11 protein-coding genes are annotated in these 11041 nt (G+C 69.5%); 1 reads left to right on the top strand and 10 read right to left on the bottom strand.

What is annotated here, in order from left to right; translation table 11 throughout:
- Positions 1-491 precede the first annotated feature (491 nt).
- Positions 492-1448 carry a 2,3,4,5-tetrahydropyridine-2,6-dicarboxylate N-succinyltransferase gene (gene dapD, locus ACFQ0P_RS12500; protein ID WP_204979004.1) on the top strand — a complete coding sequence of 319 codons (957 nt, stop codon included), beginning with the start codon at positions 492-494 and terminating at the stop codon, positions 1446-1448.
- 32 nt (positions 1449-1480) lie between these two features.
- Here the strand turns inward: dapD and ddaH are convergent, their stop codons facing one another.
- The 10 genes from ddaH to ACFQ0P_RS12450 all read right to left on the bottom strand — a co-directional run bounded on the left by ddaH (position 1481) and on the right by ACFQ0P_RS12450 (position 10994).
- Positions 1481-2242, bottom strand: a complete 762-nt coding sequence (ddaH, locus tag ACFQ0P_RS12495) for a dimethylargininase (protein WP_204979003.1) — start codon at positions 2240-2242, stop codon at positions 1481-1483.
- A 4-nt stretch (positions 2243-2246) separates the two neighbouring features.
- Complete coding sequence (locus ACFQ0P_RS12490) at positions 2247-2627, bottom strand: SHOCT domain-containing protein (protein WP_204979002.1); 381 nt, start codon at positions 2625-2627, stop codon at positions 2247-2249.
- Between the two features lie 52 nt (positions 2628-2679).
- Entirely contained in the window at positions 2680-3975 is a 1296-nt protein-coding gene (locus ACFQ0P_RS12485) for a citrate synthase (RefSeq protein ID WP_204979001.1), read from the bottom strand.
- 179 nt (positions 3976-4154) lie between these two features.
- Positions 4155-5264 (bottom strand): succinyldiaminopimelate transaminase, encoded by a 1110-nt coding sequence (gene dapC, locus ACFQ0P_RS12480; RefSeq protein WP_204979000.1) that lies wholly within the window; start codon positions 5262-5264, stop codon positions 4155-4157.
- Between the two features lie 46 nt (positions 5265-5310).
- Positions 5311-5631: a ferredoxin gene (fdxA, locus tag ACFQ0P_RS12475; RefSeq protein ID WP_204978999.1), complete on the bottom strand. Its 321-nt coding sequence runs from the start codon at positions 5629-5631 to the stop codon at positions 5311-5313.
- Complete coding sequence (locus tag ACFQ0P_RS12470) at positions 5628-6077, bottom strand: DUF6113 family protein (RefSeq protein WP_378772317.1); 450 nt, start codon at positions 6075-6077, stop codon at positions 5628-5630. The genes fdxA and ACFQ0P_RS12470 overlap by 4 nt, the downstream gene beginning before the upstream one ends.
- 44 nt (positions 6078-6121) lie before the next feature.
- Positions 6122-6436, bottom strand: coding sequence for an AzlD domain-containing protein (locus ACFQ0P_RS12465; protein ID WP_204978998.1), 315 nt, complete (start codon positions 6434-6436; stop codon positions 6122-6124).
- Positions 6433-7209 (bottom strand): AzlC family ABC transporter permease, encoded by a 777-nt coding sequence (locus ACFQ0P_RS12460; protein ID WP_204978997.1) that lies wholly within the window; start codon positions 7207-7209, stop codon positions 6433-6435. Before ACFQ0P_RS12460 ends, ACFQ0P_RS12465 begins: the two co-directional genes overlap by 4 nt.
- 82 nt (positions 7210-7291) lie before the next feature.
- A complete protein-coding gene (typA, locus tag ACFQ0P_RS12455) occupies positions 7292-9205 on the bottom strand; it encodes a translational GTPase TypA (RefSeq protein ID WP_204978996.1) in 1914 nt (637 codons plus the stop codon).
- A 109-nt stretch (positions 9206-9314) separates the two neighbouring features.
- Positions 9315-10994, bottom strand: coding sequence for an ABC transporter ATP-binding protein (locus ACFQ0P_RS12450; RefSeq protein ID WP_204978995.1), 1680 nt, complete (start codon positions 10992-10994; stop codon positions 9315-9317).
- Between the last annotated feature and the right edge of the window lie 47 nt (positions 10995-11041).

The following is an 11041-nucleotide window of genomic DNA, read 5'->3' as shown; positions in this document are numbered from 1 at the left end:
AAAACTGACCGACGAGGTTATTTGGCATTTGACAAGTGCACGCTGTTGAGTTCTCAAGGATCGGACGCACCCACCCACCAACCACCAAGGCCAGCACAGCAGGGCAACTTCACAACCTTATCCGACTCGGATTCGACGTCCGACCGCAGCCCGGCCGACCGGCCGTACTCGCGGGACCTCAAGGTTCCGAGGGGAAGACTCCCATTCTAGACCCGAAAGCCGCTCGCCTCAATGAGGTGATTCGAAGGGAGGTGGCCCGCCGCTTGAGGGGGGTGAGGCTCTCGGCCTCGCCGCGTCCCTGTGGGGCGAACAATAAGAACATTACGCCAGATCGACGCGTACGGCGAATCCGCGCGACATCCCGGGCGTGTCGTGCCAACCCACACGTGGGACGACTGACTGCACGCCTCCGCCTCGCGCCCAGCTGGCGGTCGCGTCACGGCTCGCAATCCGTCGGGTGACAGCCGGTCGTCGGCGCTAGCGTGGAGGACATGAGCGACGAAGGATGGGTCTGGGGCTTCGGCCTCGCGACGACCGCCGAGGACGGCACCGTACTCGACACGTGGTACCCCGAGCCCGAAGTGGGGCGCATCCCGCTGGGACTGGATCCCGCGATGCCGCCGGACGAGCTGGAGCGGCTCGCAGTACCGGACGCACGGCGTGGCGTGACCATCGACGTCGTCGCCCTCGAGATCGAACTGGCGGCCTCCCCCACCTCGACGTCGGACGCCTACCTGCGCCTCCACGCCCTCTCGCATCGCCTGGTCGCTCCGAACGAGGTGAACCTCGACGGCGTGTTCGGTCACCTGCCGACCGTCGCCTGGACCAACGCGGGACCGATGCACCCCGACACCGTCACCCGCATGAGGCCGTTCCTGGTCCGCGACGGGATCCAGGTGCAGGGGCTGGACAAATTCCCCCGGCTGCTCGACTACGTCACACCTCCGGGCGTTCGCATCGCGGATGCCTCGCGCGTGCGCCTCGGCGCCTACCTGTCCCCCGGCACCACCGTCATGCACGAAGGGTTCGTCAACTTCAACGCCGGCACCCTCGGACAGAGCATGGTCGAGGGACGCATCTCGCAGGGGGTCGTCGTCGGAGACGGAAGCGACATCGGCGGTGGCGCGTCGATCATGGGCACTCTCTCCGGTGGGGGAACCCACCAGATTTCCGTGGGTTCCCGCACGCTGCTCGGAGCGAACGCCGGCATCGGCATCTCGCTGGGCGACGACTGCATCGTCGAGGCGGGGCTCTACGTCACCGCGGGATCGAAGATTCTGCTGGTGGACGAGCCGGCCCACGCCGACGGCTCCCCGGCCACCGTGAAGGGCTCCCAGCTTTCCGGAGCCGACGGGATGCTCTTCCGCCGCAACTCGGTGACCGGCGCAGTGGAGGCGGTGCGCCGGGCGGGGGCGGGCGTGACGCTCAACGAGGCACTGCACGCCTGAGCGAGCCCGCCCGACGGAACGGTTCTGCGCGATCAGACCCTCACGCGCACCGAGAGGCAGGTCACGCAGCCCTCGAGCTTCTCGAACTCCGTGACCGGCGTCGTGACCACCTCGAGCCCGCGCGAGCGATAGAGCGCCGCCGTAGCCGGCGCGTCCGCGGACATCAGCACCGTCGAGTCGTCCAGCACCACGACCGCGGTGCCGTGCTCCTCGGGGATCGCCAGGAAGTCCGGGAAGACCGACGGATCGTCGACCAGCGGTGCAAAGCCCACGACCGTGCCGTCGGGGAGAGCAGTCACGGCGCTCTTGAGATGCAGCACCTTCGTCACGGGCACCTCGACGAGGCTCCACCCGCGCGCGTCGAGCACGTCGCGCAGTTGTGCGATGCCCTGAGTGTTCGTGCGCGACGACGTGCCCACGTACACGGTGCGTCCCACTTTGAGGACGTCACCGCCGTCGAGCGTGCCGGGGTCCTCGATGCGGACGAACGGGATTCCGGATGCCGCGACCGCCGCCTCGACGGACTCGGACTCGCCTCGGCGCGACACAGCGCCGGCTCGGCAGAGGACGGCGAGTTCGTCGAACATCACGACGGCGTCCTCGACGAAGACGCCATCGGGCTGCGCGTCGGCGGGATCGACTTCGACGACGTCCCAGCCACGCGCGCGGAACACATCGATGTACGCCTCCCACTGGCGCTGGGCGAGTTCGGGATCGACCGGCACGCGGTCGAGATGGGTCAGCTCGCCGTCGGCGAGGGTCATCGAGGGACGACGGACCAGGAGGCGCGGCATCCGCTCAGCCTCCGAGGATCGCGGCGCGCGCCGCGGCGCGCTCGTCGGCGGAGATCACCCCGCGCTCATGCAGGGACTCGATCTCGGCCAGCCGCTCCTCGAGGGACTTGGCCGGCGTCGCGGCGTCGGCCGCGCCCGGTCGCAGCGCGTCGCTGCCGAGCACGCGTGCGGCCAGCTCCGCGTCCACGGTCAGCGGGTCGTGGCCGGCTCGCTTCAGAACGGCATACTTGCGGACGCCGACGTAGAGGGAGAATCCGATGACAGCGAGCACCAGCACGACGAACAGGACGAAGATCCCCGAGAAGGCCGACGGGATGCTCGGATCCGCGAAGCCAGGATCGAACGAACCCGGATCGACCGGCGGGACGAAGTCATGGCTCACCATGTCCACACCCTAGCGGGGTCGGGTTCCGGTCTTTCGAAGCGCGAGACGGAGCTCAGACGCCGGGATAGTTCCGCTCCCCCGCGCCGATGTAGAGCTGCTGGGGACGCCCGATCTTGGTCTGCGGGTCGCTCGCCGCCTCGCGCCACTGCGCGAGCCAGCCGGGAAGGCGACCGATCGCGAACAGCACCGTGAACATCCGCGTCGGGAAGCCCATCGCCTTGTAGATCACGCCTGTGTAGAAGTCGACGTTGGGATACAGGCGGCGCTCGCGGAAGTAGTCGTCGTTGAGTGCGATCTCCTCGAGCTGCTTGGCGAGATCGAGCAGCGGATCGCTCACGCCAAGAGCCTCGAGCACCTCATCGGCGGACTCCTTGACGAGCTTGGCTCGCGGATCGTAGTTCTTGTAGACCCGGTGGCCGAAGCCCATCAGCTTGACGCCGTCCTCCTTGTTCTTGACCCGCTCCACGAAGCGCTGCACGCTCTCGCCCGAGTCCCGGATGCGGCCGAGCATGTCGAGCACCGCCTCGTTCGCGCCGCCGTGGAGCGGCCCGTAGAGCGCGTTGATCCCGGCAGAGATCGAGGAGAACTGGTTGGCGCCGGTGGAGCCGACGAGACGGACCGTCGAGGTCGAGGCGTTCTGCTCGTGGTCCTCGTGGAGGATGAGCAGGCGCTCGAGCGCGCGCGACATGACCGGGTCGACCTCGTAGATCTCCGAAAGTACGCCGAAGTTGAGTTTGAGGAAGTTGTCGACGAAGCCCAGTGTGTTGTCGGGGTAGAGGAACGCCTGCCCGATGCTCTTCTTGTGCGCGTAGGCCGCGATCACGGGGAGCTTCGCGAGCATGCGGATGGTGTTGAGCTCGACGTGCTCGGGGTTGTTCGGGTCGGACTCATTCTCGTAGTACGTCGAGAGTGCCGACACGGCCGAGGACAGGACCGACATCGGGTGCGCCGTGTGCGGCAGCGCGGAGAAGAAGCGCTTGAGGTCCTCGTGCAGGAGCGTGTGGTGGCGGATGCGGTCGTCGAACGCCGCCAGCTCGTCGGCCGTAGGCAGCTCGCCGTAGATGAGGAGCCATGCCACCTCGAGGTAGGTGCTGTTCTTGGCGAGCTGCTCGATCGGATAGCCGCGGTAGCGCAGGATCCCCTGGTCGCCGTCGATGTAGGTGATCGCGGACTTGGTGGCGGCCGTATTGACGAACCCGTAGTCCAGCGCGGTGTGCCCGGTTTGACGCGTGAACGTCGACAGATCGACACTCGGGGCGCCGTCGGTCCCCTGCAGCAGCGGGAACTCGGCGACCGTGTCGCCGATCGTGAGGGTGGCCTTCTCGTGCTGGGTACCCGCGTCGCTCACGGCGCCTCCTCGCGATTCCTGGTCGTGCCGGGGGTGTCGTCCGCCTCCCGACGCGCAGGGCGCTCTGTGAGGACGGTGCGGGGACGGGGATGCCGCGCCGCCGCGTCATTACAGCCTAGTGCGCTCACACGCCTACTGCGGACACGACCAAAGGGATGCGGGATCCGAAGGAGGATTCCTCATAAGTTCGTGCGGAGCCGCGCCGCCGCAGCGGAGACCCGCTCGTCGGCGGCCGTGAGGGAGAGGCGCACGTGGTGCGGGAAATGCGGACCGTAGAAGTGACCCGGACCGGCAAGGATACCGAGGCGGGAGAGCCGGTCGAGACTCTCCCACGCGTCTCGCCCCTCGGTCGCCCACAGATACAGCCCGGCTTCGCTCGCGTCGATGCGGAACCCGGCGTCCTCCAGTGCGGGCCGGAGGACCTCCCGACGGTGGCGGTACCGCTCCTTCTGCGCGGCGACGTGGGCGTCATCCCCCAGCGCCGCGACCATCGCCGCCTGCACGGGCACCGGGAGCATGAGCCCGAGGTGCTTGCGGGCGGTGAGCAGCCGGGCGACGACGGCCGGGTCGCCGGCGAGGAACGCGGCGCGATACCCGGCGAGATTGGACTGCTTGCTGAGCGAGTAGACCGAGAGCACCCCGGTCATGTCCTCCCCCACCACCCTCGGGTCCAGCGCCGACGGGATCGGCTCGGTGTCCCACGGCGCATCCCAGCCGAGCTCGGCGTAGCACTCGTCGGACGCGAGGACCGCGCCGAGGACTCGTGCCCGGGCGACCGCGGCGCGAAGCGCGGAGACGCCGAGCACCGCGCCGTCGGGATTGCCGGGAGAGTTCACCCACGCCAGCCGGGTGGCTTCCGGCCATTCGGCCGGGTCGTCCGACGCCAACGGGGTCGCTCCGACGAGGCGCGCGCCGACCTCGTAGGTGGGATACGCCGCCCGAGGATGGACGACGACGTCCCCCGGTCCGAGGCCGAGGAGGAGCGGCAGAAGTGCGACGAGCTCCTTCGATCCGACCGTCGGCAGCACGTTGTCGGGTGCGAGGCCGACCACGCCGCGGCGGCGCGCGTACCAGTCCACGATCGCCGAGCGGAGTCCGGGCGTCCCGACCGTCTGCGGGTAGGCGTGGGCGTCGGTCGCGGAGCGGAGAGCGACTGCGACCACGTCGGGGGTCGCGTCTACGGGAGATCCGATCGAGAGGTCGACGATCCCGTCCGGATGCGCGCGTGCGCGCTCGGCATAGGGCGCGACGGCGTCCCACGGGTAGTCGGCGAGATCGGCGACGCCCATCAGCTCACGCCCCGCAGCGCGGATCGCGCGATCGCGGCGACGGCGGTCACGGAGCCTGGGGCGGGAGCGCGGCGATGACCGGGTGGTCCTTGTGGATCACACCGACCTTGGCGGCTCCGCCGGGCGAGCCGATGTCGTCGAAGAACTCGACGTTGGCCTTGTAGTAGTCCTGCCACTCGTCGGGCAGGTCATCCTCGTAGTAGATTGCCTCGACGGGGCAGACCGGTTCGCAGGCACCGCAGTCCACGCATTCGTCGGGGTGGATGTAGAGGGAGCGCTCGCCTTCGTAGATGCAGTCCACCGGGCACTCGTCGATGCACGCGCGGTCCTTGACGTCCACACAGGGAAGAGCGATCACATACGTCACGGTGTCAGTCTAGTTGCGTCGGTCGTGGCCGGTGGCCGGGACGGGTCGCCTGTCCCCCGAAATCCGGATGCCCCGGCTGCTCTCTCCGCGGGGCGCACGTTCTCCGGCCAGGCGACCACGATCGCCACCAGAATGGGCAGCGCGATCGTCCAGATGCTCCCCAGCGGCGACTCGGGGACGATGACGGAGCCCCCGGGGCCCTTCCCCGAGAAGACGAGGGTCGACAGCATCATCCCCAGGCCGGTCGCCAGCGCGGCCCACCGGTCGCCGGTGAGCAGCCGGACCGCTACGAGGAGTGCGGCGCACCCGATGACGGCGAGGACCAGCCCGAGCGGGAACCAGCCCAGTTCATAGGCGTGCGCGATCGTGCCGGCGAGGCCGTAGACCGCTCCGACGAGCAGTGCGACGACCCACGTGCCGAGGCGGGCGGGAAGAGAAGAGCGCACCCGATGACTCTACCCGCGCCGACCCGGCGCCCCTTCGGGCATGCTCACACCGCCCAGCCCCACAGCCGCAGGAGCGCCGCCGTGAGTGCGGCGGCGGCCACCACGACGAGGAAGGGCGCGCGGAGCATGAGCAGACCCGCCGCCACGAGCACAGCCGGCACGCGCGCGTCCACGACGATCGCCTGCCCGGCCCCCAGGGTCTGCACGGCCACGAGCGCGGCCAGAAGCGCGACGGTCAGCAGGTCCGCGATCCGCATGGGCCGGGGGGCCTCGAGCCACTTCGGCGGGATGAGATAGCCGACCGTCTTCAGTGCGACGCAGACGATCGATGCGATGAGGAGGGCGGACCACAGCGTCATGGCAGCCCCTCCCGCTCGGCGACGTCGTCGGGTTCGATCCCGTCGGCGGGGAGCGAGGCATCCTCAGGCGTTCCGAGCCAGTTGAGCCATCCGACGATGATCGCGACGGCGGCAGCGATGATCACGGGCACCCCGGGCATCAGCACCGGCGTGAGGAGCGTGGCGACGACGGCGGCCGCGATCCCGACGACGATCGGCTGCCGGTGCCGCAGCCGCGGCCACAGCAGCGCGAGGAAGGCGGCGGCGGCCGCGGCATCCAATCCGTACGCGCGCGGATCTCCGAGAACGTCGCCGAGGAGGGCACCGGCGAGCGTCGACAGGTTCCAGCCGAGGTAGATGCCGATGCCGGTCACCCAGAACCCGACCGCGCGCGCGTGGGCGGTGCGCTGGGCGAGCGAGACCGCCGTGGACTCGTCGATCGTGAAGTGCGCCGCCGCGGCCCGCTTCCAGAAGCCCGGGCCGATGACGGGAGACATGCGCATCCCGTAGGCGACATTGCGCACGCCCAGCAGGGCGGCCGACGCGATCGCGGCCGGCGCGGCGCCGAGTCCGCCGGCGCCGACCACCCCCACGAATGCGAACTGCGATCCGCCGGTGAACATCAGCAGGCTCAGCACGCAGGTCTGCCACACGTCGAGACCGGATGCCACGGCCAGTGCGCCGAAGGAGATGCCGTACGCGCTCGTGGCCAACGCCACCCCGAGACCTTCGCGCAGGGCGCGGCGGCCCTCGCCCGCGGCATGCGCATCGTCGAAGGTCGGATCGAGGGTCACCCGGCGATGCTACCGACGACGCCGGACGTCGCCCGCGTGCCGCCCGACCATCCGTGGCCCGGTGTCGCGGAGGAGCCGTAGGTCAGGCGTTGGCGTCCTGCCGCTTCAGGCGTGACGCGGCACGGCCGCGCTCGGTCTGGTCGAGGATCACCTTGCGGATGCGCACCTTCTCGGGCGTCACCTCGACGCACTCGTCCTCTCGCGCGAACTCGAGGCTCTCCTCGAGGGAGAGCTGACGCGGCGGGGTCAGCCGCTCGAGCTCGTCCGCGGTCGATGAGCGCATGTTGGTGAGCTTCTTCTCCTTGGTGATGTTGACGTCCATGTCGTCCGCGCGCGTGTTCTCGCCGACGACCATGCCCTCGTAGACCTCCTCGGTGGGCTGGACGAAGAAGCTCATGCGCTCCTGGAGCGCCATCATGGCGAACGGCGTCACGACGCCGGCGCGGTCGGCGACGATCGAGCCGTTCTGCCGCGCCTGGATGTGACCGGCCCAGTCGTCGTAGCCGTGGGAGATCGCGTTGGCGATGCCGGTGCCGCGAGTGACCGACAGGAACTCGGTGCGGAAGCCGATCAGCCCTCGCGAGGGGACGATGAACTCCATGCGCACCCAGCCGGTGCCGTGATTGACCATGCTCTCCATGCGGCCCTTGCGTGCCGCGAGCAGCTGGGTGATGGCGCCGAGGTACTCCTCGGGAGCGTCGATCGTGAGGTGCTCGAAGGGCTCCTTGACCTTGCCGTCCTCGCCCTTCCGGGTCACGACCTGGGGCTTGCCGACCGTGAGCTCGAAACCCTCGCGGCGCATGTTCTCGACGAGGATCGCCAGCGCGAGCTCTCCGCGGCCCTGGACCTCCCAGGCGTCCGGGCGTCCGATGTCGACGACCTTGAGCGACACGTTGCCGATGAGCTCGCGGTCGAGGCGATCCTTGACCATGCGCGCAGTGACCTTGTGCCCCTTGACCTTGCCGACCAGCGGCGACGTGTTGGTGCCGATCGTCATCGAGATCGCGGGGTCGTCGACCGTGATCGCCGGAAGCGGCCGGACGTCCTCGGGATCGGCGATCGTCTCGCCGATGGTGATCTCCTCGATGCCGGCGATGGCGACGATGTCGCCCGGACCCGCCTCCTCGGCGGGGTATCGCTCGAGCGCACGCGTCTTGAGCAGCTCGGTGATCCGGGCGTTGGAGTGCGAGCCGTCGTGCCGCACCCACGCGACGGTCTGCCCCTTGCGCAGCGTGCCGTTGAACACGCGCAGGAGCGCGAGGCGGCCGAGGAAGGGGCTCGAGTCGAGGTTGGTGACCCATGCCTGCAGCGGCGCATCGTCGTCGTACGACGGCGCGGGCACGTGCTCGAGGATCGCGGCGAAGAGCGGCTCGAGGTCGTCGTTGTCGGGCAGTTCGCCGTTGGCCGGACGCGTGCGCGACGCAGCGCCGGCGCGGCCGGAGGCGTAGACGACGGGGACGTCCAGGAGGGCGTCGACGTCGAGGTCGGGCACGTCCTCGTGCAGGTCGGAGGCGAGTCCGAGGAGCAGATCGTGCGCTTCCTCCTCGACCTCCGCGATGCGCGCATCCGGGCGGTCGGTCTTGTTGACCAGGAGGATGACGGGGAGCTTCGCTTCGAGCGCCTTGCGCAGGACGAAGCGGGTCTGCGGCAGGGGTCCCTCGCTCGCGTCGACGAGGAGGACGACGCCGTCGACCATCGACAGACCGCGCTCGACCTCGCCGCCGAAGTCGGCGTGGCCCGGCGTGTCGATGACGTTGATCGTCACGGGGACGTCGGTGTGCTCGCCGTTGTACGTGATCGCCGTGTTCTTGGCGAGAATCGTGATGCCCTTCTCGCGCTCGAGGTCGTTGGAGTCCATCGCACGCTCCTCGACGTGCGCGTGATCGCCGAACGACCCCGTCTGGCGCAGCATGGCGTCGACGAGCGTGGTCTTGCCGTGGTCGACGTGCGCGACGATGGCGACGTTTCGGAGGTCCGGTCGGAGGGCGCGGGCCATGAAGGAATCCTTGCGAGAGAGGGAGAGGGCCGGGATGCCGGCACCTCAGCCTATCGCAGGCAGCCGAAAGCGGCCTGGGCGCCGGAGCGCCCAGGCCGCTTTCGTTCGGTCAGTCCTGTCCGGCCAGGAGTGCCGCGCGCGCTTCGCGGCGCACGCGCTGCTCGGCGGGGTCGGGAACCGGCACGGCCGCGATGAGTCGCTGCGTGTACGGGTCCTGCGGGTTGCGGAGGATCTGCTCCTTCGACCCCTGCTCGACGATCCTGCCGTGCTGCATCACGACGATGCGGTCGGCCAGCAGGTCGACGACGGCGAGGTCGTGCGTCACGAACAGCGTCGCGAACTGCTTCTCCTTCTGGATCTGCTGCAGCAGCTCGAGGACGCGGGCCTGCACCGAGACATCCAGTGCGCTCGTCGGCTCGTCGGCGACGAGCACCGTGGGGTCGAGCGCCAGCGCTCGCGCGATGCCGATGCGCTGGCGCTGACCGCCGGAGAGCTCGTGCGGGTAGCGGTTGCGGAAGTCGCGCGGCAGCTCCACCATGTCGAGCAGCTCGCTGACGCGCGTGCCGATCTCCTTGCGGTCCCGGCCGGCGAGCTCGAGCGGCTCGCCGATCGACTGGCCGACGGGCCAGCGCGGATTCAGCGACGAGCCCGGGTCCTGGAACACGATTCCGAGCTTGCGGCGCACCGCGCGCAGCTGCTTCGCGTCGACTCCGACCATCTCCTGGCCGGCCACGCGGAGCTGACCCTCGGCGATGGGGACGAGTCCCACGATCGCGCGCGCGATCGTCGTCTTGCCCGAGCCCGATTCGCCCACGAGACCCACGACCTCGCCGGGCTGAATCGACAGGGATGCCTCGGAGACCGCCCGGAAGGCCGGGACGCGGCCCCGCTTGGGGTAGTCGATCGACACGTCCTCGAGCAGCAGCGCGGCGGTGGAGTCATCCCCCGCCGACTGGACGTCGGCGACAGCCGTGCCGAGGCCGAGGTGCGGCACCGACGCCATGAGCGCGCGAGTGTAGGGATGCTCCGGCGCGGTGAACAGCTGCTCCGCCGTGCCGTGCTCGACCACGTCGCCATCCTTCATCACCATGACGTCGTCGGCCATGTCGGCCACCACGCCCATGTCGTGGGTGATGAGGATGATCGCGGAGTCGAGCTTCTGGTGCAGATGACGCAGAAGATCGAGGATCTCGGCCTGCACCGTGACGTCGAGGGCCGTCGTCGGCTCGTCGGCGATGAGCACGCGCGGGTCGAGCGAGATCGACTGTGCGATCATCGCGCGCTGACGCTGCCCGCCCGACAGCTGGTGCGGGTACGAGTTGTACGCCTTGGTGGGGTCCGGCATCTCGACGAGGCCGAGCAGCTCGATCGCGCGGGCCTTCGCCTGCTTGCGGGTCATGCCCGGGCGGTGCGTGAGGATCGTCTCGGAGATCTGGAAGCCGATCGTGTAGACGGGGTTCAGCGCCGTCATCGGCTCCTGGAAGATCGCCGCGATGCCCTCGCCGCGCACGCTGCGCAGCATCTCGGGTCGTGCACCGATCAGCTCGCGGCCAGCGAGCTTCGCGCTTCCGGTGACCCGGGCGTTCTTGGGCAGCAGGCCCATGATCGCCATCGAGCTCGTGCTCTTGCCCGATCCGGACTCGCCGACGATGGCGAGCACCTCCCCGGGCATGAGGTCGTAGCTGACGTGCTTCGCGGCCGCGGCCCACTTGCCGCCGACCCAGAACTCCACGCCGAGGTTGTCGACGGACAGCACCGGGCCGCCGTCCTGGGGGACGTGTCCGCGCATGCGGGCACCCTCTTTCGTGCTCATCGGCTGATCTCCCGTGTCAGGAT

Origin of the sequence: Microbacterium insulae (assembly GCF_042677065.1) — a bacterium.
GTDB lineage: Bacteria > Actinomycetota > Actinomycetes > Actinomycetales > Microbacteriaceae > Microbacterium > Microbacterium insulae.
The sequence above is the reverse complement of the archived record's forward strand: the minus strand, read 5'-3'. Positions and strand labels throughout refer to the sequence as shown.